The organism is Archangium lipolyticum (assembly GCF_024623785.1).
Taxonomy (GTDB): Bacteria; Myxococcota; Myxococcia; order Myxococcales; family Myxococcaceae; genus Archangium; species Archangium lipolyticum.
The window spans coordinates 483,392-506,809 of sequence record NZ_JANKBZ010000005.1 but is presented as its reverse complement, the minus strand read 5'-3'; the positions used below and the strand labels follow the sequence as shown (position 1 = coordinate 506,809).

Sequence of the window (23,418 nt, the reverse complement as noted above, 5' to 3'; positions counted from 1 at the left end):
TTGACGCTGCCGTCAACGCTCCCTATGAGGTTGCGCGTGGTGTCAGCACATTCATGGACATGGCTGGGCGTCCTGGCCGTGTGGGCCGGAAGCATCGGAACGGCCCACGCGACCGAGACGGACCAGTACTTCGCGATCGGCAGATCTCCCCGAGACTCGCTGAGCGTCCTCGACGAGAAGGTCAACCGGGAGATTCTCGGAGCCCTGGAGCTCGTGAATCGGGGGGACTGGGACGCCACCTCGTGCGAGGACGTCGTCTACCGCGTCTACCAGCGGTTCCGCATCTCGGGGCTCCACAAGATAGAGCTCTGGGCGGAGCACACGCCGCGCATCGAGCGGATGCCGGCCGACGAGGCGTACGCACGCTTCCAGAAGGAGGAGTCCGTCTACCGCAATGACCGGCTCTGGGACTGGGGCCTCACCTTCGGGGTGAAGGCCACGTTCAACGTCGCCGGCGTCCACATGGGCGCGGACAAGCTCTCCCACTTCTTCCAATCGGGATGGAAGTACCACCAGCAATTCCTCGAGGAGCGTCAGGCGGGAGTCCCTGAACGCGAGGCCCTCGAGCGCATCATCCAGTACGGCGTGGGCACGGAGCGGGGTTCCCTCGGCCTGGCGACGACGGGGGTGTTCTCGTTCGGAGACCTCGAGGCCAACTACCAGGGATTCCTCTTCTACCGGAGCCTGTGCCAGGACGAGAAACCGCGGCTCCAGAAGACCTCCGGGGGATGGCGGCTGACGCGCCCGTTCGACTGGCGCGAGTACGTCTCCCCCCTGTTCGACGAGAGCTACAACAACTCCGCCTTCACCCCGAAGCGCTGGAGCGAGGTCCGGACCAACCTGTGGCGGGACTACTGCCCCAGGCTCGACAGCGAGGTGTTCCGGGAGCACTACTGGCGCGCCGCGCGCTTCCCTCGCGGACCCGACGAGTTCAACGCCCGCTACGTCCAGGAGCTGATCGCCCGCGGTGAGCTCCCTCGTCAGGAGGACTACTCCCTCTGGGCCGCCTGCGGCCGGAGCCGGCCCGTCTTCGGCCCGGGCGAAGCGGAGGCCGTCGGGGGAAGCCCCAGGCCGGCGCCGCGCTACGACACCCCGCGCTTCGACGACGCCATCCTCCGGCCCGTGTTCGAGCTCGACGGAGGCGCCTTCCACGGTGCCCGCTCCGATTGGAACGCCCTGCTCCGGATGCGGTTCCTGCTCCGGGAGACCGTGGTGCCAGAGGATGCGTGGGACTCCGTGCGGACCCCGGAGTACCTGCTCTGGGCCTCGCTCGACGGGACGCTCGCGATGGCTCCCGGCCCCGTGGGAGGTGGCCTGCGCGCCTGGCTGCCCCATGCCGACCTCCGCTTCACCCCCGTGGAGCAGCGCTTCGAGCTCAACGACGCGGCCCGCGGCGGCACCCTGGCCGTCGGCGTCGCGCTGGCTCCAGCGCGGCTCACGCGGTTCCTCGTGATGGACCGGAAGCTGGGAGTCACGTTGTCCGTGGCCGGAGTCCGCGCACGGCTGGGGACGAGCCTCGGCGAGCGGCAGCGGATGCGGGTGTTCGCCGCGCTCGCGCTGGACGCGCTCGGGTACAAGGCGGTCCTCCACCAGTCCGAGCTGGACGCCCTCCATGGCGTCCACGTCGCCACGCTGGGCGCGGAGGCCGGCGCGGAGCTGCTCCTCGGAGAGCGGCTCCGGCTCGGGCTCGTCCTGGGTGGACGCGCGGAGCTCGGCCTGGGGTGGCGCCACGGCGGCCGGTTCTCGGCTCCTTCGGACCTCGGTGCGTATGCCGAGGGTCAGGTGGACGTGACGCAACACCTGCGCCTGTTCGTCCGTGGACAGCTCGACACCCTCCACGAGCCCGCGCCGGGCCGGCTCCTCACCGCACCGGCCCTCCTCGGAGGCGCCGCGTTCAGGTTCTGAGCCCGGGGCTGGCGGACGCGCCCTACCCCTCCGCCACGCCGATGTGCCGCGAGTCCTCGGGGTCGAACGGCTTGCCGTCGAAGCGCCCGTAGCGCTCGCGGGGGGTGAGGCCGCTGGCCGCCATCGCCGCGTCCAGCTCCTCCACGGAGAAGGGCTTCAACTTGAGGCGGCGGATGCCGAGCGGCGAGCCGGGCTGCCGGCGCTCGCGCAGGTGGAAGGCGAACCCCGGCCGGCGCGGCTCGAGCGCGGCGCCGGGGTCATCATCGTCGCGGTTCTGCGAGGAAGCGGGCTCGGTGGAAGGGTTGAGCACGTCGTAGACGAAGAGGCCCCCGGGGACGAGGTGGTGGCGCACGGTGGCCAGGAAGGCCTCGAGGTCGTCGTGCGAGCCCATCAACCCCAGGGCGTTCTGGGGCGCGAGCACCACGGGGAAGCGCTCGGACTCGCGCAGGGAGCGAGGATCCGCGAGGAGGAAGCGCACGCGGCCGGCCACCTCGGCCGACACCGAGGCCCGGGACTCCTCGGCGGCACGCACCATCCGCTCCGAGGGGTCCACCCCCAGCACGGACAGCCCGTGCTCGGCCAGCGACCAGGCCACGCGTCCGGTGGCCGAGCCCAGCACCAGTACGGGCCCACCACGCTCGGTCGCCTGGCGGGTGTAGAAGACAAGGTCGGGCTCCTGCCCGACGAGGGAGAGCGGCGTGCGGCCGCGCGCGTCGTTTCCGGCCATCGGTCTTCCGGAGTAGCACGGTTGGGGCCGTCATGGGGTCAGGACCCTGCCATTCCTGGGCACCAGGCTACCCACGCGCTGTCCGGGAGCCGACGCATCGGCCCTCCTTCGAGCGGAGCCGGGCTGGCATCGGGCTTGCGAAGCGGAGGGCTGGGGGTGCCACGTAGGTACCCGGATTCACCAGAAACGGGTGGGCAGGGGCATGAAGGGTGGATGGCGGTGGGCGACGGCGCTCGTCGTGACGGGCGCGATGTGGGCGGGCTGCAAGCAGGCGGGGGATGACCGGTCGGAGCGCGGCAACCCCGGACTGGATTCTCCCCGGGTCGAGGAGGAGACACCGAAGCCGGTTCCGGCTCCCGACGCGGGGACGGATGGTGGGGGAACGCCCGACGCGGGCACTCCGCCGCCGCTGGACGCGGGGACGCCGCCGCCTGCCGACGCGGGGACGCCACCTCCCCCCGACGCGGGCACTCCACCGCCTCCTCCCGAGGAGGCCATCGAGTTCACCTCACCCCCGGGCTGGCAGTTCTTCGGCACCCAGCACGGCGGCCCCCGGCGCGTCTACGGGGTGTCGGCGGACGAGGGGGGCAATGTCTGGGTGGCCGGTGGCGAGGACGGCCTCTTCCTGCTCCAGCCGGGCGCCACGCAGTACCGGCGCTTCACCATGGATGATGGGCTGCACCCCTACGGCTACATGGCGGACGGCAGCGACGCGCCCGGGCCCAGGTACCTCAAGGTCATCTCGGTGGCGGGCGGCCCGGCCGGCACCGTCTTCGTGGGCTACGAGGGCCGGCCCGGCAAGGGCAAGGACCACTGCGAGGACAACTGGGACCGCGATGACGGCATCGCCCCGGATCCGTCCCGCTACAAGAGCGGTGACGCGGACAAGGTGACGCTGCGCGCGGACGGCACCCTCGAGGTGGTCCACTACGACATCTTCTCCGGTCCGAACGTGGTGAGCGCCGAGAAGCGCGGCCGCGAGAAGCTCTGCAACATCCTGCGCATCGCGTACGACAAGAACACGCAGAGCGTCTGGTTCGGCGGCAACCACGGCTTCGCCCGCGGCGACGCGCGCTTCACCGGCAACAACACCTGCAACGGGCAGCTCTCCTGCGCCGGCGTCTTGGAGCACGTGCACCCCGCCATCAACGCCCTCAACGACAAGGGTGACTACGTCCTCCTCACCGACGCCTATTACGGTGTGGCGGTCCACTCCAGCGGCGATGTCTTCTTCGGCGGCTCCAACCGCACCACGCGCTTCCGCTACGGCACCAACGGCCGCGACTACTGGACCGCTCAGTCCCAGACGGAGGATGCCCCCTACATCTGGAACCGCTTCGACCTCTGGCCGGACAAGGTGGGCGAGCCGGGCGCTCCCAAGCCCAACGAGCGCGTGGACGACAACGTGTCCGGCCTGGCCGTGGCGGACGACAACACCATCTGGGTGAGCTCGTTCAGCAAGGGGCTCGCGCGAATGAACGCCGAGGGCGGTGACGTCCACTACGTCAGCGTGGGCGTCCCCCAGCTGTCCGCCGTGGCCGTGGACTCGCTCGACGGCAGCGTGTGGACCGGCGCCCGCTGGATCGGCGCCCTCTACCGGGTGCAGAACGGCGGCGTGCGGACCTACTGCATCGAGTTCGGCACCCGGCTCTGCTCCAGCCGCATCTCCGACATCCAGGTCCACGGCCAGGGCTCCGGCCGCCGCATCCTCGTGGGCTTCCTCGGCAGCGACGAGAACCGCATCCCCGGTGCCGTCGGCATCTACACCGGGAACTGAGGCACCGTGAGCAGGCCGGGTTCCCCTCTTGCCTTCATGGAGGGGAACCCGGTCGCTCCTGGACCCTACTTCGCCAGCTTCTGGTACTTCTCGAACAGCGCCTGCTGACGGCTGGTGAGCGGCACCTGCTTCCCTCCCACCCACATTCCCAGCGGCCGGCTGCTCACATCCAGCGGGTCTCCATTCCACAACACCAGATCCGCCACCTGACCCGGCGCCACCTGGCCCCCCTCCAATCCGAAGGCCTCCGTCACGTTGGAGGTGATGGCTCGCAGCGCGTCCGCGTACGGCAGGCCCCACGCCACCGCGTTGCCCGCCTCCTGCGCCAGCGTCCGCACCATGTGCGTCTCACCCAGCGTGGAGATGAGCACCTTCACCCCCGCCCCATTCAGCAGCGCCGCCGAGTCCAACCGGCTGTTCAGCCCCTCGAATGTCGAGGGCAGGTTCTGCGTGGGCTGCACCACCACGGGCACCTTCGCCGCCGCCAGCTCCGGCGCCACCATCCACGCCTCGCGCCCACCGGCGATGATCAGCTTCAGCCCGAACTCGCGCCCGAGCGCCAACGCCGCGCGGATGTCCGACACCCGGTTGGCCGTCACCACCACCGGCATCGTGCCCGCCAGCGCGGGCTGCAGCGCCTCCAAGTCCAGCCGGCTCGCGGCCAGCGCGCGCATCCGGTTCTGCTCGAACTCACTCTTCCGGGTGTTGTACGCGCGCGCATCGAACAGCACCTCGCGCAGGCGCTCCAGCATCAGGGCGCGCGAGCCGGACACCGCGTCACGGCCGGAGAGCCCCAGTTGGATGTGCAGGGCCAGCGGCGCGCGGCGCACCGAGCCGTCCGTCGTCACCCACGCGCTCTGCCCGGACACCAGCCCGCCCGACGGAATCACGCCCGCCGCGACCACCCCGCCCAGCCGCGCCACGGGGAGCGTCTCCGCGGCGGGGTTGAAGCCGTCGACGATGCGCAGCGCCGCCCGGATGGGCTCCCTGGCCGCCTCGCCCCGCAGGGTGTCGTCCACCGAGGACTCCTCTGCCCCCACCTCCACCACGCCCAGGCCGGTGAGCGGATCCACGAAGCCCGGCGCCAGCACCCGGCCCTTGCCCTCCACCGAGCGGCACCCCGCGGGCAGCGCGTCGAGCGCCCCCGTCCGCACCCGCGTCACCTTCCCGTTCTCCACCAGCACCGAGGCGTGCGCCTGCCACGTACCGTTGGAGAGGACGGCCACGTCCTGGAACGCCGTGCACGTGCCGGCCTTCACCTCCAGCGGCCGGACACAGGCCGCGTCCTTCATGGGGTCGCACCGGGTGTCGAGCCCCGCGTCCTTCAGGGCCGGCACGGCCGAGGGCTGCGCCACCAGCCTCGCCGAGGCCCCGGCGCGCTCTCCCGCCTCGAAGTCGCTCGCATCCAGGGGGCCGCTCGTCACGTCATAGGTGACGACACCGTCCGCCCAGACACGTTGCGCGCGGGCGTACACGGAGAGCGGGTGGTTCTTCCACAACACCACGTCCGCCATCTTCCCCTTCTCCAGCGAGCCCGTCCTGTCTTCCACGCCCATCACCCACGCGGGGTGCAGCGTCACCCAGCGCAGCGCCTCCTCCTCGGTGATGGGGATGCCGGACTCGCGCGCCCGCCACATCGCCTTGCCCGCCTCCTGGTTGAGCCGCTGGATGCCCAGCGCCGAGTCCGAGTGGATGACGGCACGCCCTCCCGCCTGCGACACCAGGCCCGCGTTCTGGGGAATCCCATCCCAGGCCTCCATCTTGAAGCCCCACCAGTCCGCCCACGTGGACACCGCCACGTTCTTCGCCGCCAGCTGGTCGCGCAGCTTGTAGGCCTCCAGCGCGTGGTGGAAGGAGCGGATGGAGAAGCCGAACTCGTCGGCCACCTGGAGCATCACCGCCATCTCGTCCGCGCGGTAGCAGTGGTTCTGCACGAGGATGTTGCCGCGCATCACCTCCACCAGCGACTCCTGCTGCAAGTCCCGGAGCGGGGCGGGCCCGGCCTCCTTCCCCTTCTTCTTTTCCCAAGCGTCCCACTTCTCCATGTACTCGCGCGCCCGGGAGAAGGCCTGCCGGAAGCCGGCCACGTTGCCCATGCGCGTGGAGGGGGCACGCCGCTGAAAGGCTCCGTACACCCGGCGGGGATTCTCGCCGCAAGCCATCTTCAGGCCGTCCTTCGCTCCGGGAAAGCGCATCTCCGCCGCCGAGCGGCCGAAGTGCAGCTTCACCGGGAAGCCGCGCCCGCCAATGAGGTTGGCGCTGCCCGGCAGCACCAGCAGGGAGGTGACTCCACCGGCCACCGCGCGGCGCAGCCCCGGGTCCTGCGGCCAGAAGCCGTGCTCGGCGGAGATCTCCGCCGTCACCGGGGCGGTGGCCTCGTTCCCGTCGCTGGTGGAGCTGGTATCCGGCGAGGCATACACGCCCAGGTGGCTGTGCGAGTCAATGATACCGGGAGTCACATAGAGGCCCGTACCGTCCACCTCCTCGGCCCCGGGCGGAGTGGTCACATCCGCGTTACGCCCCACGGCCAGGATCTTCCCGTCCGCGAAGGCAATGGCCCCGTCCTCGATGGCCGGGCCCGAGGCGGGCATCACCGTGGCATGCCGCACCACCACCGCTCGCTCCTGGCGCCACACGCGCGCGGGAGAGGAAGCCCCCTTCGCGGTGGGCTCGGACGGGGACGAAGCGCTGGTGGAGACGGTCGCGCAAGAGGTCAATAACAACAGGGAGAGGTGGCGATAGCGCATGGCCGCCCTCGTATCACGGTAGAATCGCACCCGCCCATGTCATCCGCCCCCAACACCCCCATCCCCACCCATACCCTCCTCGGCGAGCGGGCTCGTGGAGACAGGCTCGCGGCACAGCAATTCCACCTGGTGTTGCTGGATACCGAGCACGCCGGCACCGTCTTCCCGCTCAGCGGCGAGACCCTGCGCATCGGCAAGGCGCCGGACAACGACGTCGTCATCGACCACCCCACCGTCAGCCGCAACCACCTGCTGGTGCGCCGCCAGGGGGACCGCTTCCTCGTGCAGGACCTCGGCTCCACCAACGGCACCTTCCTCGATGGTGCCCAGGTGCGCGAGGCCTACCTGCGCCCCGGTGCCCTCATCGAGGTGGGCGACGTGCGGCTGCGCTTCAGCCCCCAGGTGGCCCCGGTGGAGATCGCCCCCTCGGTCGAGGACCGGCTCGGCGAGCTGGTGGGCCGCAGCGTGCCGATGCGGCAGATCTTCGCGCTCCTCCAGCGCATCGCCCCCACGGACTCCACGGTGCTGCTGGTGGGCGAGACGGGCGCGGGCAAGGGCGCCGCGACCAAGGCGTTGCACAAGCTCTCACCGAGGGCCTCGGGGCCGCTGGTGGTGTTCGACTGCGCCTCGGTGTCGGACTCGCTCATCGAGAGCGAGCTCTTCGGCCACGAGAAGGGCGCCTTCACCGGCGCGGTGGGCCAGCGCATCGGCTGCCTGGAGCGGGCCCACGGTGGCACGCTCTTCCTGGATGAGATCGACGACCTGGCGATGGACCTGCAGCCCAAGCTGCTGCGCGCCCTCGAGGACCGGGAGTTCCACCGGCTGGGCGCCTCGACGCCGGTGTCCTTCGACGCGCGCATCATCGTGGCGAGCAAGAAGGACCTCTGGGCGGAGACACAGGCGGGCCGCTTCCGAGAGGACCTGTACTTCCGGCTGTCCGTCTTCACGGTGACACTGCCGCCCCTGCGCGACCGCAAGGAGGACCTTCCCCTGCTGGTGGATGCCTTCGGCGGGCAGGGGCTGTGGGACCGGCTGCTGGAGAAGGTGCGCGAGCAGTTCCTCGGACACACGTGGCCGGGCAACGTGCGCGAGCTGCGCAACGCCATCGAGCGCGCCCGGCACATGGCGGACCTGCCGGAGATGGCCTTGGAGGGGCTGCTGCGCGAGCCCACGCCCGAGGTGTCCGATCCCTCGGGCGAGTCGCTCCCGGTGGAGTACTCGGGCCCCTTCAAGAGGTGCAAGGACGAGCTGGTGCGGGCCTTCGAGCGCGAGTACCTCACGCGGTTGCTCCAACGCACCAAGGGAAACATCGCCCGCGCCGCGCGCGAGGCCGAGCTGGACCGCAAGCACCTCTACTCACTGCTGCACAAGTACGGGCTGGTGCAGAGCGAGGGGGACTGAAAGGAAATCGGATGCCACCCCATGCGTTCTACCGGCGAACCTGGCGAAGCAGCCCGCCCTTCCCGGAGACCCGCAATCCATGCGCATCCGCGCCCTGCCCCTGCTCCTGCTCACCTCGTGTACCGCGGCCCAGAGCACCGTCGCTCCGGCCTCCCCACCCCCGGTGTCCCAGGCCGCCTCCCCCGCCCCCACCGGCCGGAAGCTGGACGCGGCCACGCCCATGAGGACAGCCTCGAGCACGCCCTTCACCGTGTCCGCCGGGTGGTACGTCACCGAGCAGGACGGGCGCCTGCTGCTCGAGGACCCCGAGCGGCAGCTCCGCCTCACCCTGCTGGAGGTGCCAGGACCCTCTGCCGAGCGCGCCATCGACGCCGCCTGGAAGCAGACCCGGCCCGGCTTCACCCTCCCCGTGAAGCACGCGGTCCACCCGCCCGCGCAGGACGGATGGGACGAGATCTTCCAGAACACCTACGAGCCCTCGTCGCAGGAGGCGCGCGTGGTCGTCGGCCTCGCCCGGCGCAAGGGTGACACCAACTACGTCGTCCTCCTGGAGGGCGCCGCGGCCGCCATGGATCGCCGGAGGGCCCAGGCCGCGCAAATCTTCCTCGGCTTCAAGTCGGCCCGGCTCGCCGAGGAGTCCTTCGCCGGCAAGGCCCCGCTGCCGCTGACCGCCGAGCGCCTCCAGTCCTTCGAGTCCTTCATCGAGCAGGCCCGCCAGACGATGAAGATTCCGGGCGTGGCCGTCGCCGTCGTCCAGGGCAACCGGGTCCTCCTCGAGAAGGGCTTCGGGACGCGGGAGCTCGGCAAGCCGGAGCCGGTGACGCCGGAGACGCTCTTCCTCATCGGCTCCACGAGCAAGTCGCTCACCACGCTGATGATGGCGCGGCTGGTGGACGAGGGCCTCTTCGGCTGGGACACCCCCGCCACCCGGCTCCTGCCCGACTTCTCGCTCGCCGACGCCGAGGTGACGAAGAAGCTCACCCTGCGTAACACCGTGTGCGCCTGCACCGGCATGCCGCGCCAGGACATGGAGATGGTCTTCGAGTACGCGGGAGTCACCGGCGAGCAGCGCATCGCCGAGATGCGGCGGATGAAGCCCACCACGGGCATCGGCGAGACCTTCCAGTACAGCAACCCCATGGTGACGGCCGGTGGCTACATGGCCGCGCACGCCGCCGAGCCCAGGCTCCCGCTCGGCCAGGCGTACGACCGCGTGATGCAGACGCGCGTCTTCGATGCCCTGGGCATGAAGTCCACCACCTTCGACTTCGCCCGCGCGGCGAAGCAGGACCACGCCTCGCCGCATGGGATGACCCTCGCGCTCGGCTACACCCCCCTGCCCCTGTCCCAGGATGAGATCATCGTCCCGGTCCGTCCCGCCGGCGGCGCCTGGTCCAACCTCCGGGACATGGAGCGCTACCTGATGGTCGAGCTCTCCAGGGGCCTCACGCCCGAGGGCCAGCGGCTCGTCTCCGAGGCCAACATGCTCGCGCGCCGCGAGCCGCAGGTGAAGATCACCGATACCATGAGCTACGGGCTGGGACTCATGGTGGACGACGACCACGGCGCCCACGTCATCCACCATGGAGGCAACACACTGGGCTTCAGCTCGGACATGTTCTTCCTGCCCGAGGCCAACGTGGGCGTCGTCCTGCTCACCAACGTCCAGGGGGATGGCCCCTTCCGCGACGCCGTCCGCCGCAGGTTCCTGGAGCTGCTCTTCGACGGCCGCGACGAGGCCCGCGCCCAGCTCGACTTCGCCCTGAAGAACCGGCGCGAGCAGTACGAGAAGGAGCTGGCCCCCGTCCGCGCGAAGCCCGACCTGGCCTGGGTGAAGACCCTGGCCGGCACCTGGCACAACGCGGACCTCGGACGCGTCACCCTGCGCGTCGAGGGCTCGGGCGCGGTGCTCGACGCGGGCGAGTGGCGCAGCACCCTGGGCGAGAAGCAGGAGAAGGACGGCACGCGCACGCTCGTCCTCTTGGATCCGCCGATGGCCGGCACCGAGCTCCAGTCCAGGAAGGAGGCGGAGCGCACCACGCTCGTGCTCGAGCTGCCGCAGCTGCGCTACGTCTTCGAGAAGCAGGCGGCGCAGGCCTCCGGCAACCCGTGACGTGAAAACACAGGGGGCGCGGGCCCTGGGAAGGTCCCAGGAGCCTCGCGCCCCCGAATGAAAGCCCGTGGAAACTCCCGTTACGGGTTCGCCGGGTTGTAGACCTCCGACGAGGCCTGGTCGTGGTTGCTGGCTCCGCCCACCGCGAGCACCGTGCCGTTGTCCAGCAGCGTGGCCGTGTGCTGGAAGCGGTCCACGTTCATGGCCGTCGTGGAGCTCCAGGTCCCCGTGGCCGGGTCATACAGCTCGGCCGAGTACAGGATGCCCAGGGCGTCGTGGTAGCCGCCCGCCACCAGCACCTTGCCGTCCTTCAGCCCGGTGGCCGAGTGGTACCGGCGCGGCGAGCCCATGGCGCCGGTGGACGACCAGGTGTTGGTGGCCGGGTCGAACAGCTCCGCCGAGGCGCTGAGCGGCACATCGAGGCCCGCGCCGCCAGCCACCAGCACCTTGCCATTCTGCAGCAGGGTGGCCGAGTGGTACGCGCGGCCCGTGCCCATGCCGGCCACGGCCGTCCACTCGCCGGTGGCGGGGTCATACAGCTCCGCCGAGGAGACGCGCGCGCCGGAGGCATCCAGGCCGCCCGTCACCAGCACCTTGCCGTTGGCCAGCAGGGTCAGGGTGTGGAAGCGCCGGGCCGTGCTCATGCCGCCGGTGAACGACCAGGTGCCCAGGGCCGGGTCATACAGCTCGGCCGAGGCCAGCACACCGCCGCCATACTCCTCGGAGCCACCACCGGCCACCAGCACCTTGCCGTCGAGCAGCAGGACCGCGGCGTGGTTGAAGCGCAGCTGGTTCAGCCTGCCGGCCGATTCCCACTGGCCCCGCGACGGGACGTACAGCTCCGCGGTGATGCCGGAGAACACGTCCTGGCCACCACCCGCCACCAGCACCCCCCCATCCCGCAGCCGCGTGGCCGTGTGGCCGCGGTGGGTGGTGAGGGTGTTGCCCGTGGCCGACCAGGCCTTGGCGTCCGGGTCGTACACCTCCGAGGTGACGTTGTAGCCACCCGCCACCAGCACACGGCCATCCCCGAGCAGCGTGGCGGAGTGATGCAGGCGAGGCAGGGCCATGCCGCCCGTGAGCACCCAGCCCTTGTCATCGCCACCCGTCGTGTCACAGGTGCCAGAGGGGCCCGGAACGACATTTACCGTGCGGGTCTCGCTACCGACGTTGCCGGACGAGTCCTTCACCGCGTAGGTGAGCGTGTACGTGCCCGGCACCTTCGTATTGACGAAGCCGGAGACGGTCGCCTGGGCACTCAGGTCTCCCAGGCATGCGTCGTAGACGTCCACGCCGGGCTCGACGTACGGGGTCAGACACTCCACGGTCACCGTGGAGTCACCCAGCAGCGCCACGATGGGAGCCTGGGTGTCCAGCACCTTCACCGTGCTGGTGCAGATGGCGGTGTTCCCGGAGGAATCCTTCGCGGTGTGCGTCACCGTCGTGGAGCCCGGCGGGAAGCTGCCCGGACCCCGGTCGGCGCTCACGCTCACCTCGCCACAGTTGTCGATGGCGACCGCCTGGCCCGGGTCGATCGTCAGATCCTCGGAGCACTCGGCCATCCTGTCCTCCGGGCAGTAGAGGGTCGGAGCCGTGCTGTCGGTCACCTTCACCCGCGCCGTGCAGGAGGAGCGCAGGTTGGTCTGGTCCACGCACGTCAGCGTCACCGTGGTGGTGCCAGGCCCGAAGGGGCCCTCCGGCGTCTGGGTGCAGGAGCGCAGGTCCCCATCCGGATCGTAGGAGCCATTGTCCACCGAGCCGGTACCGCAGAGCTCGCCAGCCGTCACGTCCAGGTCCTTGCAGCGGGCCACCGGAGCACGCGCGACGGGACCGCCGGAGGACCGGCACGAGGCAGAGCAGGAACCCGTACCATTGCTGGCGCCGGTGTCGCACTCCTCGCCCGGATCCAACACGCCGTCACCGCACCAGTGCAGGCGGCACACGGCCGAGCACGCCGTGCCCGGGGTACCATTCGTCGCCTTGCCGGCATCGCACTCCTCGGGGTACTGCACCACCCCGTCACCACACATCACGGGCGTGGCACCCCGCGCCAGGATGTAGGGCACACCATGCGAGCCATCCGCGAAGTCCCGCGAGCCGGGCCAGCGCGGGCCCATGGTCGAGTCCCGATCCAGGGCAATCACCAGCGCCGTGAAGTCGGCATCCGGATAGACATCGAAGGCCTCGTGCACGGAGCAGTTCCAGCCGGACAGCTGGCGATCCGTCAGGCCATTGAGCGCATCATGCTGGGCCACGATGTGGGCGGCGTCGTAACAGCCCACGCCCGTCACGGTGAAACCACCGAACGGCTCGAGCAGCTTCACCTGCGTGTTGGATTGGATGCCGTGGTAGTAGCAGCTCAGGCTGATGTAGGCGCCCGTCTTGCCCGTCTGAAAGGCGGCGAACGCGATGGAGTTGCGCGTGCCCGTGTACTCATAGTGGTGCACGAAGTCGGTGCCCACGATGATGACGTTGCCATCGACGATGGGGCCCCACACGTTGCGGTTGTTCACCGCCGCCTGCACCACCGTCAGGCCGGCGCACGAGGCATCCCCGAGGATGATGGCGCGATAGGAGGCGAAGTCCGCCGCGGTCATCGCGGCCCACTGCGCCTCGCTGACGACATCCACCGCGTAGCCCAGGTTCCTGGCCTCGTTGGCCTCCATGCTGTCTTCGCCATGGATGACCGTGCTGTCCAGGATGAGCACCTTGTTGGTGCTGACCACCCCTGGTGGGCGCGTGCTCACGAGGGGGCTCGGTGCCAACGCCTTGGGCAGCGGAGGCGGGACGGTCTCCGCATCCAAAGACAGATCGCCGGTGCACGCGGTGAGCAGCAACGCACCCAGGACACACAGCATCCGGCCACGGATGCCGCTCAGACACTTCTCCAGGGTATCAGACAGCATCCATACCCCTCCCCTCTCTTGGCTGGGACGGACCACGGCGATGGGGTCCTCTAACCCCTCGCCTCGTTCTCGGCACTCCCGTGATTGTCCGCGTACGGCCGACTCAATCCGGGCATTGTATTTTTACACCCGGATCACCCGGAAAATGAAATCAATCTCCCAAGACCTACATCCCAGTAATACCAGGATGGTGCCCGGCGTGTGACTCCAAGTGCGGATGTGCCCTCAAGGCCAGGCGCGAGTGCCGGAGAGGAAGTCAGCCAAGGTGGGCGCGTAGTCCACACCCATGCGCAGGGGAACGTCATCGTGGTCAGCGCCTTCCACCAGGACGAGCCGCTTGGGTTCATGCGCCACGGAGTAGAGACGCTCGGAGAACTCGGGGCGGACGAAGTCGTCCTCGGCGCCGTGCAGCAACAGCAGGGGCACGCCCCGCATGGCGCGGAGGCGGCCCTCGGTATCCCAGGCGCCCTCGGACAGGAAGCTGGCGGGGAGGTCCATGTTGCTGGAGTCCCCCACCAGCCCCTGCACGGAGCTGAAGGGAGACTCGAGCACGAGCGCCGCGGGTGGCTTGTCCGCCGCGAGCTGGGTGGCCACCGCCGTGCCGAAGGAGCGCCCGTAGTAGACGAGACGGTCGGCCGGGAGGCCCGAGCGCGCGGAGAGCCAGGCGAGCGCCGCCCGGCTGTCCTCGAGCAGGCCCTGCTCGGTGGGCTCCACGTCGGTGGAGGTACCCCAGCCCCGGTAGTCAAAGACGAGCACGTCGTAGCCGAGGTTGGAGAGGCCCTTGGGCCGGGCGATGTGCGCGTCCAGGTTGCAGCAGATGCCGTGGAAGTAGAGGACGTAGCCGAGGGGCGGCTGCTGCGCGGACTTCACGTACGCGGCTCCCAGCCGCACGTGCGCGTCTACCACGAGGTCCACCGGCTCGATGCGGTCGGGGGACACCGTCTCCTCGGGCGTGTCGCCCTCGGCGGGGAGCGTGTAGTGGTCCACCCGCTCGCGCGAGTAGAGGAAGGGGTCCAACGAATAGCAGGCCCCGAGGCCCACCGCGGCCAGCAGGGTTCCCAATATCAGCGCGCGGCGGCTCATCTCCCGTCACCTCCGAAGCGGTGGTTCACGCCCAGCACGACACCCAGCGCCCCCATGCCCTGGAGGCCCTGCCAGTCCGCCGCGTTGAAGCGGGTGGCGGAGTCGGGCTGATACCAGCGCAGGTCCAACTGCACGCCCCACGCGCCCAGCCGCACCTCCTCGCCCACCGCCAGCGACAGCAGGGGCCGCCCGCCCGCGAGCTGCACCAGGCCCGTGGCCGAGACGTAGGAGAGGAAACGCCCGCCGAGCAGGTAGCTGACGGTGGGCGACACCTCGACATAGGCACGAGGGGACGCCTGTCGCGAGGAGAGGACCTGGGTGAAGCCGTAGACGCGGCCGCCCAGGGAGAGGGCGGGTATCACGCCATCCTGTTCGAGCGCCAACCAACTGCCGCCCACGTCCAGGCCCGCCACACCGAAGGCGAGCGTCGTGAGGTGCGCATGGGCGGCCACGTCGACGCGGTCGGCCACGCCGTAGCGGGCGCCCACGGTGCTCAGCGGAACCGGAATCACCGGCCCCAGTTTCACCAGGGGCCCGCCCAAGGCCCCCTCGACCTGGATGGCGCCACGCGGCACGGGGCGCACCTGGGTGGACAAGCCGCACCCCGTGGCGAGCAGGGCGGGAAGGAGCAGCAACGAAGTTCTCATCACGCCCCTTCCCATAGCGGAAGCCGGACCTCTTTGCTTCCACTCGCCCTCTACAGAGGAGGCTCGGGGCCGAAGCCCGCGTCGGCCGCCACCGCCGAGAAACGGCCGCCGAGCGTCCGGCCCGCGCCGTAGCCCTCGCCCTTCTTGAAGGACAGCGAGAAGTCACCGCGCGTCGGCTCACCCGGGTTGCCGCCCTCGTCCAGCACCAGGTCTCCGTTCTCCACCGGCGCGAAGACACGCGCCGGCTCGCCCGCCGCCAGGTGCACCACCGTCGCCCGCGCGTGCCCCGAAGGCGTCAGCCCCGCCAGGTCCACCTCCGTCCCCGGCTTCAGCTCCAACCCCTCCGTGTCCACGCTCAACCGCACCACCAGGTCCACATCGGTGGCCGTGCTGCGGTAGTAGCTCACCTGCAGCGCCTGGACGTTGCGCTGCACCTCCACGCGCGACACCTCCAGCGAGAACAGGTCTCCCACGCTGCCCGACAGCGAGTTGTCCCCGCCACACCCCACCAGCGTGCCGCACACCGCCAGCGCCAGGCACGCCACTGCCCTCACGGCTCCACCGCCAGCTTCACCATGCCCGTGTCCGGCGCGCGGTACGCCACCACCCGCTTGCCCGTGGACAGGAAGGCCAGCTTCGCTCCCCACCCGCCCGCGGCGTCCACCAGCACGTCATTCCAGTTCTGCTCGATGAACGCGGAGATGTGCAGCTCGTCCACGCGCGGGTCGCAGCTCTGCTCGTTGGCGCTCACGCTGTTGGAGCAGATGTAATAGGCGATGTGCGGCTCGTGATGCACCGGGTCGAAGGCCAGCGACGGGTACCAGCCACCCGCGCCCGACTGGAACACCGGGTCCGGCTCGGACCAGGAGACGCCATCCTTCGAGAAGGTATAGGTGAGCTTGTTGCTGGTGCGGTTCACCACCGCCACGCCGTAGCCCACCTGGCTGTCCCATCCGAGGCTCGCGCCCAGCTGCGTGTCGGCGACCGCCTGCACCTGGAACGCCGTCGTCCAGGAGCCGTCCGGCTTGCGGCGCTGGAAGAGCACGTTGCGGCCCCGGGCATCCGCTCCATCCGTCACCTGGTCGTGCACCAGCGCCGGCTGCCCCCCCGCCATCACCATGGAGATGTGGCCGCCATAACCCGCCTTGGTGTCGGCAGACATGGCCAACATCCTGGGGGTCCAGCTCGTCGGGCCACCTTCGACCAGCTCGAGGTCGCTGCCCTCCCAGTCCTGCTTGCCGAACTGGCCGTTGTGCCCGTCCCGGTACGCGACGTAGGCCTTCGTGCCGTCGAAGACGATGGCGGGGTTGAGGCCCACCAGGTAGCCCGAGTCCGCCAGAGCGTTGCCCGTCGGCGCGTTGTTGCTCCTGGTGGCCGGGATTCTCTCCACCCAGCTTCCGGGCGCATTGCGGTACGACACGGCGAGATCGCTCTGCACCCACTCCACGGATTGGTCGCTGCCGCCACCGAGGTAGCTCACCGCGGCCTTGCCCGTGGAGTCGTACGCCACCGCCACGCCCCCCACCACCTCCACCGTGGCGACGCGCTCGGGCTGCGAGGCCTGGCCGGCCTTCCACTCGATGAAGCGGACCTCGTACTCCTTCGTCCCCGTCACGCGGCTGATGTAGGCCACGCCGACCCGGTCCTGCGGCCCCACCGCGAGCGCGAGCGGCTGCAGCTCCGTGGCCGTCGCGTCGAGGACGAGCCGTTGGAAGGGGGACAACTCGTTGAGGGTGTCGGTGTTGTCGCCCCCGGTGCCCGCATCGGGGGGACGCGGCGCCTCGGGGGTACACGCCAATGCGAGCGCCAGGCCCAGCGCCCATCCCTGCCGTCTCATGGAGCGTCTCCTTGGTTGTGAATCGAGCAAGGACCCCATCCTACGCCAGCTGGGCTAGGCTTGGGCGCCCATGGACCGGCGATCCTTCCTCCAGCGGCTGTCCTTCTTCGGTGGCGGCGTGGTGCTCCTCGGCGGCGCGGCCTGCAAGCGCGGCCCGTCCTCAGAGCCCTCGGCGCCCGCCAACACCCAGGCCGCGGCGGCGAACGGCCTGTCCCCCCTCACCTTCACCCGGGCCGAGTACGCCGTGGTGGCCGCCGCCAGCGATCGAATCCTCCCGCGCGACGAGGACCCTGGCGCGAAGGACGCGGACGTGCCCGTCTACATCGACCGGATGCTCCAGTCACCGGAGCTCGAGCAGATGCGCCAGGACTTCATGCAGGGCGTGGCCGCGCTGGAGCGGCGCTCGCAGCGGATGTTCCAGGTGGGCTTCGTCCAGGCCACGCCCGCCCAGCAGGACGAGCTGCTCGGTGTCTTCAAGGACAGCCCCGCGGGCAGCGGCGAGGCGCACTTCTTCGAGCTGTTGATGGTGCTGACGCTGGAGGGGTACCTCGGGGACCCGTCCTACGGCGGCAACAAGGACCGGGTGGGCTGGAAGCTGGTGGGCTTCGACACGGTGGGCACGGTGGCCTCCGCGCCGCCCGAGGGCCATGACGGCATGAAGTGCCTGAAGACCTGCGGGAGGCACCCGTGACGAAGGCGCCAGTGGACGTCTGCATCATCGGCAGCGGCGCGGGCGGTGCCCCCATGGCGCTGGAGCTGGGACGCGCGGGCTTCAAGGTGGTGGTGCTGGAGAAGGGAGCGCACTACCAACCCAAGGACTTCATCCACGACGAGATCCTCAACAGCCGCCGCAACTTCTTCATGCCCCTGCCGTGGGAGGAGCCCCACCTGGTGCGCCAGGGCGCGGCGGGCCGCTACGAGCGCACCAACTCCGCGTGGACGGCCAACTGCGTGGGCGGCGGCACGGTGCACATGAGCGGCTACTTCTACCGGCTCAAGCCGGTGGACTTCCGGCTGCGCTCGACGCTCGGCGCGGTGAAGGGCAGCACGCTCGCGGACTGGCCCATCGCCTACGAGGAGCTGGCGCCCTTCTACGACGTGGCCGAGGCCGAGCTGGGCGTGTCCGGCGAGGCGGTGCCGCATCCCTTCGCCGAGCCGCGCAAGGGCCCGTACCCGCTGCCACCGCTGGACGTGCACCCCATCGCCCGGGAGCTGGACCGGGTGTGCGGGGACATGGGGTGGCACAGCCTGCCCACGGCGCGAGGCATCATCAGCCGGCCCTACCGGGGACGCGCGGGATGCGCCTACTGCGCGCTGTGCGGCAGCTACGGCTGCGAGATGGGAGCCAAGAGCGGCACCAACGCGAACCTCATCCCGGCGGCGCTCGCCACAGGGAACGTGGAGCTGCGGCCGCGGTGCATGGCGCGCTCGGTGGAGGTGGACAAGGAGGGCCGGGCCCGGAGCGTGGTGTACCTGGACGCGGACGGGGTGGAGCAGGAGCAGCCAGCGAAGGTGGTGGTGGTGTCCTGCACGGCGGTGGAGAGCGCGCGGCTGCTGCTCAACTCGGTGTCCAACCGCTTCCCGCGAGGGCTCGCCAATGGCAGCGGGCTGGTGGGCAGGAACCTCATCTTCAGCTCGTTCGGCGAGTCGCGTGCCACGTTCCGCGTGTCGAAGCAGAGCGCGGCGCGGCCGTGGCTGACGGACCCGGCGCCCTTCGTGAACCGGAGCGTGCAGGACTTCTACCTGATGCCGGACGAGCGCTTCGGCTTCCGCAAGGGAGGGACGCTGGGCTTCATGTGGACGCACCCCAACCCCATCTTCGCGGCGGTGGGGCTCGCGGGCAGCGGCAAGGACGGCGTCTTCGGCAAGGCGCTGAAGGACCGGATGCGGGAGTACCGGGACTCGCGCATCCTCCAGTTCGAGGTGTACGGCGAGTTCCTCCCCACCTCGGGCACGTACGTGACGGTGGAGCCGGGCGTGAAGGACAAGTACGGCCTGCCCGTGGCCGCCATCACGATGGAGCGGCACCCCATGGACTTCGCCGCCACGCGCTTCCTCGTGGAGCGGGGCGAGGAAATCCTGATGCGGCTGGACCCGGATGACATGAAGCGCGTGGGCATCGCCGGGGAGACGACCATCCTGCAACACGGCACGTGCCGCTTCGGGAACGACCCGGCCACCTCGGTGCTGAACAAGGAGTGCAGGGCGCACGAGGTGCCCAACCTCTACGTGGTGGACGGCAGCTTCATGCCCACCGCGGGCAGCGTGCCCTCGACGCTCACCATCGTGGCCAACAGCTTCCGCGTGGCGCGAGGTCTGGTGACACGAATGAAGCGCAATGAGATTCGACCCTCTCCCTCTGGGAGAGGGCCGGGGTGAGGGTCTACCGCGGCCCCGCGGCTCACGCGTTCCAGATGGCTTCGATCCGGGCGCGCACCTTACGGCGCCCCTCGGCGAAGCCCGGCAGGGCCCGGAGGGGCTGAAGCACCGGGCAGCGCTCGATCCACTCCAGGTCGATGAGCGCCGTGTCCGCGGCCCGCTGGAAGTACGTCAGCGCCCGCTCCGGGTGACCGGAGATGCACAGCATCTCGGTGGAGATCTGGCACAGCAGGCTGACGAAGCGCGGGCTGCTCGCCTGGGAGAGCATCTGCTCGAACTCCGGCACCAGCGAGAGCACATCGACCTCTCCGAGCACCACGCCCACGTAGTCCCTGCTCGCACGGGCCGGGAACTCCGGCTCGTCCGCCAGCAACAGGTCCCGGCACCGCCGCAGTTCCTCGTGGTCTCCCACCCAGGCGGCCACGCGCACGCGCAGGGAGATGGCCCCGAAGCGGTGCTGGGTCGCCGCGCTCAGCCGCTCCATGGCCCACCAGTAGTCGTCCATCTTCCCGCGCAGGGCACTGCAACGGGCCAGCTCGAACAGCACCACCACGTGGCTGGGATCCAGCTCGTAGGCCTGCCGCAACCGGGGGAGGCCCTCGTCGGCGCGGCCCGCCTCGCACTGCAGGGTGCCAAGGTATTGCAACGTGGCCGGGTGCAGGGGCGCGATGTCCAGGGAGGTGCGCAGGGACACCACCGCCGTGCGCCAGTCGTCCTGCTGGGCGGCCAGCATCGCCCGCGCCAGATGCGTCGTGGCCAGCTCTGGCGCCAGCCGCAGGGCGCGCTCCACGCTGGCGCGCCCGGACGCGGCCCAGTCCCGCCCGTCGCTCCGGGAGGCCGAGAACCACGCGCGAAGGCTCGCGATGGCGTGCAGCGAGATGGCCGGCGCGAAGTCCGGCGCCAGCTCCAGGCAGGACTCCAGCAGGCTCAGCGGGCTGTCGGGACCTTCCCGGAACGGCTCATGCACATGGACGGCGGCCTGCCGGTACAGCGCCAGCGCCTCGGGAGGCGTGTTCGCGTGCCAGGCGGACAGCACCAGCTCGCCGCGCAGCCCCTCGGCGATACGAGGCACCAGCCGGTCCTGCAACTCGAAGGCGTCGGTGGAGGCGTACTCGAAGCGGCCACTCCACAGCTGGGTACCGGACCGGGCATCCAGCAACCGCACGGACACGCGTGTCTGCGAGCCCGCGCACTGCACCGTCCCGTCCACCACCAGCTCCACCCCGAGCTCCCGCCCCACCGTCCGCGGATCCCTCTCGTCGCGGAAGCGCGCCGTCACCCCACTGCCGGGCACGCGAAACCCGCGCGCACGCGACAGCTGGTCGATGATCGCCTCGGTCAGCGAGTCCCCCAGGTACTCGGAATCGCGCGGGCCCTGGAAGCGCAGCGGCAGCAGGGCAACTCCCTGCTTCACCGATGGAGTCGAGGTCGAGGTGCGCGGCGTGTGGCGCGAGGACCCCGTCAATGAAAGGGGCACGGGGGTGTTCGCCGTCATCGGCGCGAGGGTGGGCGGACCCGACAGGGTGGGCTCCCCCACGCTGACGAGCCAGTCCCGCAGCGCCCCGGCCACCTCGAGCGCGCTCGCCGGCCGCTCCTCGGGAGCACGGGCCAGGCAGCGGTGCACCAGCTCGGCGAGGGGCGCCGGGACGGAGGGGCGCGTCCGGAGATCCGGAGCGGGCTGGCGCAGGCGGGCCAGCGCGGTGGCCCAGGGTGTCTCGCCGGAGAAGGGCTGCTCGCCCGTGAGCATCTCGAACAGCAACAACCCCACCGCGTAGAGGTCCGCGCGAGCATCCACCGGATCGCCCGACACCTGCTCCGGCGCCATGTACATGGGCGTGCCGACGGCGCCCTGGGTCCGCGAGGCGACCTCTCCCGCCACCGCGCGGGCAATGCCGAAGTCGGTGAGGACCACCCGCCCACCGGACTCGACGAGGATGTTGGCCGGCTTCAGGTCCCGGTGCACCACCCCGGCGGCATGCGCCGCGGCCAGCCCCTCGCACACGGCCAGGGTGATGCGGGCGGCCCGGGGCGCGGACAGCGGACGCTCGCGGGCGAGCACCATCCGCAGGTCATCCCCTTCCACGAACTCCATGGTGAGGAAGGCCTGGCCCTCGTGGGTGCCCAGGTCGTGCATCCGCGCCACGTGGGGGTGGGTGATGCGGCGGGCGAGCCGCACCTCGCGGCTGAAGCGCTCGAGCGCGTCCGGGCCGGCGTCCTTGCCGAGCTCCAGCTTCTTGAGGGCCACCACGTCGCCGACGAGGCTGTCGCGCGCCTGGTACACGGTGCCCATGCCGCCGCGGCCGAGCATGCGCAGGAGGGCATAACGCCCGGCGAAGAGCGGCCCGGGCAGGGCCTCCTGGGAGACGTGCGTGCCTGAGGGGCGGATGAGGGTCTCGCCCCCGTCGAGGGCGGAATCGGGAGGTCGGGGAGTCTCGGGCAAGGCGGCCATAATCTAACCCGCGCCCCCCGTGGCCCGCCATTCACACTCGGTGCAAACGCCCGAGCGGCACGACACGCCCGTTTTTCCTATACCCTGCGCCCGTGAGCCATCCCCGCTACTTCGTCCCCCACGCCGCGAGCCCGGCCGAGCCCCTCCGGCCCGACCCTTCCGCGATGGTGCACGCGGTGGACGCGTTCCGCCTGGAGAGCCGGCTCCTCGGAGAGCAGGAGTTGCTCGTGGGCACCGACGCCGTGGGAGGCGTGTTCGCCATACCCGCGAGCGAGCGCCATCAACTGCCCGCCTCCGTCAGGGCCCAGCTGACACACCACGAGGTCGCCTCCGGCCGCACGCCCCGGAGGCTCTCCGCCTCGGAGCTGTACTTCTTCTCCGTCGAGCTCATCGAGCACCCGGAGGACGCGCAGGGCATCAACGACCCGGTCTATCTCTACGGCACCCTGCTCGGTCCCTGGCCGAGCGACTTCCCGGAGCGCGTCCCGGGCCAGCTCACCGTGAGCCGCGGCGACATGCTCGCCGGGCTGGTGGCTGGCGTGCCCGAGGCCTTCCACTACGTGCAGGACGCGGAGAGCAGGTACGCCCCGCGCGCCTACCACGCGCTCCTCCCCGGAGACAGGCCCGAGCGCCTCGCCGAGGGCCGCGGGCTGGTGCTCGCCTACCCCGCCGTCCCCGCCGAGTTGCAGACGCACAACGCCGCCAACGGTCCCGTGGTGGCACGCCTCGTCCACGACGTCCTCACCCAGTTGCAGGCCTCCGCCCGCGAGCACAACGGCCCGGAAACGCTCCGGGACATGGAGCTGCCCGTCCCCAGCCGCCTCATGGCCATCGCGGAGCTCGAGATGCGCGGCTACGAGGTGGAAGGCGACGTGGCCACCCTGCGACGCAACCACCCGGGACTGGTGAACCGGCTCGCGGAGTGGCTGCGCCGGGAGAAGGTGAAGGTTCCCCCGGAAGCCTCCGCGCCCGAGTTCCTCGAGCTCGCCCGCCGCGCCCTCGCCGCGCTCCCGGGCTGGCCGAGCGACTCCGAGCGCGCGCTCCGCACCCTGGTGCGGCCCGGCAACGACGCGCCCGCGAGGTCGATGCCCGTCACACCCGCGGCCCCGTCCCCCGCGCAGACGCCCCTCGTCCAGCGCCCGATTCCTCCTCGCGCGCCGCCCGCGCCCGCGCGCCCGAGCGACTGGATGAAGGACTTCCTCGACGCGCACACCCGCACTGGCGGTGCGAAGCCGAAGCTCACCCTCGCGCAGGAGACACCCGCGCGGGGCACCCCCTCGGTGGGAACACCCGAGTGGATGGCCGACTTCGGCTCCGCGAAAACCTCCAAGCCCTCCAGACCAGCCAGGCCGTCCAAGCCGTCCAAGTCCGCTCCCGCTCCCAGCGCGACGAAGAAACCGGACTGGATGTCCGATTTCGAGGACTGAGCCCGGTTGCGGTGGCGGCT

General features: G+C 70.7%; 15 protein-coding genes. 7 read left to right on the top strand and 8 right to left on the bottom strand.

From position 1 onward, the window contains the following. The first annotated feature begins 39 nt into the window (after window positions 1-39). Window positions 40-1,905, top strand: coding sequence for a hypothetical protein (locus tag NR810_RS14895; RefSeq protein WP_257453161.1), 1,866 nt, complete (start codon window positions 40-42; stop codon window positions 1,903-1,905). A 22-nt stretch (window positions 1,906-1,927) separates the two neighbouring features. Here NR810_RS14895 and NR810_RS14890 read toward each other — a convergent pair whose 3' ends face one another. Next, complete coding sequence (locus NR810_RS14890; RefSeq protein ID WP_257453158.1) at window positions 1,928-2,632, bottom strand: class I SAM-dependent methyltransferase; 705 nt, start codon at window positions 2,630-2,632, stop codon at window positions 1,928-1,930. Between the two features lie 202 nt (window positions 2,633-2,834). Between NR810_RS14890 and NR810_RS14885 the strand changes: the two genes are divergently transcribed. After that, the gene (locus NR810_RS14885; protein ID WP_257453155.1) at window positions 2,835-4,409 is read left to right on the top strand and encodes a ligand-binding sensor domain-containing protein; all 1,575 of its coding nucleotides are present in this window, start codon (window positions 2,835-2,837) and stop codon (window positions 4,407-4,409) included. A gap of 65 nt (window positions 4,410-4,474) precedes the next feature. Here NR810_RS14885 and NR810_RS14880 read toward each other — a convergent pair whose 3' ends face one another. Further along, window positions 4,475-7,156 carry an amidohydrolase family protein gene (locus NR810_RS14880; RefSeq protein WP_257453153.1) on the bottom strand — a complete coding sequence of 894 codons (2,682 nt, stop codon included), beginning with the start codon at window positions 7,154-7,156 and terminating at the stop codon, window positions 4,475-4,477. Between the two features lie 36 nt (window positions 7,157-7,192). Here NR810_RS14880 and NR810_RS14875 point away from each other — a divergent pair, with 36 nt between their 5' ends. Both NR810_RS14875 and NR810_RS14870 read left to right on the top strand, forming a co-directional pair. Further along, complete coding sequence (locus NR810_RS14875; RefSeq protein WP_257453150.1) at window positions 7,193-8,557, top strand: sigma 54-interacting transcriptional regulator; 1,365 nt, start codon at window positions 7,193-7,195, stop codon at window positions 8,555-8,557. A gap of 79 nt (window positions 8,558-8,636) precedes the next feature. Then, the gene (locus NR810_RS14870) at window positions 8,637-10,670 is read left to right on the top strand and encodes a serine hydrolase domain-containing protein (protein ID WP_257453137.1); all 2,034 of its coding nucleotides are present in this window, start codon (window positions 8,637-8,639) and stop codon (window positions 10,668-10,670) included. 80 nt (window positions 10,671-10,750) lie between these two features. On the opposite strand, the gene NR810_RS14865 is transcribed toward NR810_RS14870, so the two are convergent. From NR810_RS14865 to NR810_RS14845, 5 genes are all read right to left on the bottom strand, one after another. Continuing rightward, window positions 10,751-13,576: a kelch repeat-containing protein gene (locus NR810_RS14865; protein ID WP_257453135.1), complete on the bottom strand. Its 2,826-nt coding sequence runs from the start codon at window positions 13,574-13,576 to the stop codon at window positions 10,751-10,753. Window positions 13,577-13,801: 225 nt separating this feature from the next. Further along, a complete protein-coding gene (locus NR810_RS14860; RefSeq protein WP_257453132.1) occupies window positions 13,802-14,659 on the bottom strand; it encodes an alpha/beta hydrolase in 858 nt (285 codons plus the stop codon). Beyond that, window positions 14,656-15,306, bottom strand: coding sequence for a hypothetical protein (locus NR810_RS14855; protein ID WP_257453130.1), 651 nt, complete (start codon window positions 15,304-15,306; stop codon window positions 14,656-14,658). Before NR810_RS14855 ends, NR810_RS14860 begins: the two co-directional genes overlap by 4 nt. A 50-nt stretch (window positions 15,307-15,356) precedes the next feature. Beyond that, the gene (locus NR810_RS14850; RefSeq protein ID WP_257453127.1) at window positions 15,357-15,860 is read right to left on the bottom strand and encodes a hypothetical protein; all 504 of its coding nucleotides are present in this window, start codon (window positions 15,858-15,860) and stop codon (window positions 15,357-15,359) included. Then, window positions 15,857-17,143, bottom strand: a complete 1,287-nt coding sequence (locus tag NR810_RS14845) for a hypothetical protein (RefSeq protein ID WP_257453125.1) — start codon at window positions 17,141-17,143, stop codon at window positions 15,857-15,859. The genes NR810_RS14850 and NR810_RS14845 overlap by 4 nt, the downstream gene beginning before the upstream one ends. Before the next feature lie 70 nt (window positions 17,144-17,213). Here NR810_RS14845 and NR810_RS14840 point away from each other — a divergent pair, with 70 nt between their 5' ends. Both NR810_RS14840 and NR810_RS14835 read left to right on the top strand, forming a co-directional pair. Next, on the top strand, window positions 17,214-17,834 hold the full coding sequence (locus NR810_RS14840) for a gluconate 2-dehydrogenase subunit 3 family protein (protein ID WP_257453123.1): 621 nt from the start codon (window positions 17,214-17,216) through the stop codon (window positions 17,832-17,834). A 53-nt stretch (window positions 17,835-17,887) separates the two neighbouring features. After that, window positions 17,888-19,522 (top strand): GMC family oxidoreductase, encoded by a 1,635-nt coding sequence (locus NR810_RS14835; RefSeq protein ID WP_306818199.1) that lies wholly within the window; start codon window positions 17,888-17,890, stop codon window positions 19,520-19,522. A gap of 22 nt (window positions 19,523-19,544) precedes the next feature. Here the strand turns inward: NR810_RS14835 and NR810_RS14830 are convergent, their stop codons facing one another. Beyond that, complete coding sequence (locus NR810_RS14830) at window positions 19,545-21,971, bottom strand: protein kinase domain-containing protein (RefSeq protein WP_407653780.1); 2,427 nt, start codon at window positions 21,969-21,971, stop codon at window positions 19,545-19,547. Between the two features lie 92 nt (window positions 21,972-22,063). Between NR810_RS14830 and NR810_RS14825 the strand changes: the two genes are divergently transcribed. Further along, on the top strand, window positions 22,064-23,398 hold the full coding sequence (locus NR810_RS14825; protein WP_257453110.1) for a hypothetical protein: 1,335 nt from the start codon (window positions 22,064-22,066) through the stop codon (window positions 23,396-23,398). The last annotated feature ends 20 nt before the right edge of the window (window positions 23,399-23,418 follow it).

Excerpts from the sequence above, each read along its gene's own strand:
- NR810_RS14875 (WP_257453150.1), top strand. The coding sequence starts at position 7,193 with ATGTCATCCGCCCCCAACACCCCCATCCCCACCCATACCCTCCTCGGC.
- NR810_RS14835 (WP_306818199.1), top strand. The coding sequence starts at position 17,888 with ATGGCGCTGGAGCTGGGACGCGCGGGCTTCAAGGTGGTGGTGCTGGAG.
- NR810_RS14830 (WP_407653780.1), bottom strand. The coding sequence starts at position 21,971 with ATGGCCGCCTTGCCCGAGACTCCCCGACCTCCCGATTCCGCCCTCGAC.
- NR810_RS14890 (WP_257453158.1), bottom strand. The coding sequence starts at position 2,632 with ATGGCCGGAAACGACGCGCGCGGCCGCACGCCGCTCTCCCTCGTCGGG.
- NR810_RS14885 (WP_257453155.1), top strand. The coding sequence starts at position 2,835 with ATGAAGGGTGGATGGCGGTGGGCGACGGCGCTCGTCGTGACGGGCGCG.
- NR810_RS14860 (WP_257453132.1), bottom strand. The coding sequence starts at position 14,659 with ATGAGCCGCCGCGCGCTGATATTGGGAACCCTGCTGGCCGCGGTGGGC.
- NR810_RS14865 (WP_257453135.1), bottom strand. The coding sequence starts at position 13,576 with ATGCTGTCTGATACCCTGGAGAAGTGTCTGAGCGGCATCCGTGGCCGG.
- NR810_RS14840 (WP_257453123.1), top strand. The coding sequence starts at position 17,214 with ATGGACCGGCGATCCTTCCTCCAGCGGCTGTCCTTCTTCGGTGGCGGC.
- NR810_RS14880 (WP_257453153.1), bottom strand. The coding sequence starts at position 7,156 with ATGCGCTATCGCCACCTCTCCCTGTTGTTATTGACCTCTTGCGCGACC.
- NR810_RS14855 (WP_257453130.1), bottom strand. The coding sequence starts at position 15,306 with ATGAGAACTTCGTTGCTGCTCCTTCCCGCCCTGCTCGCCACGGGGTGC.
- NR810_RS14845 (WP_257453125.1), bottom strand. The coding sequence starts at position 17,143 with ATGAGACGGCAGGGATGGGCGCTGGGCCTGGCGCTCGCATTGGCGTGT.
- NR810_RS14870 (WP_257453137.1), top strand. The coding sequence starts at position 8,637 with ATGCGCATCCGCGCCCTGCCCCTGCTCCTGCTCACCTCGTGTACCGCG.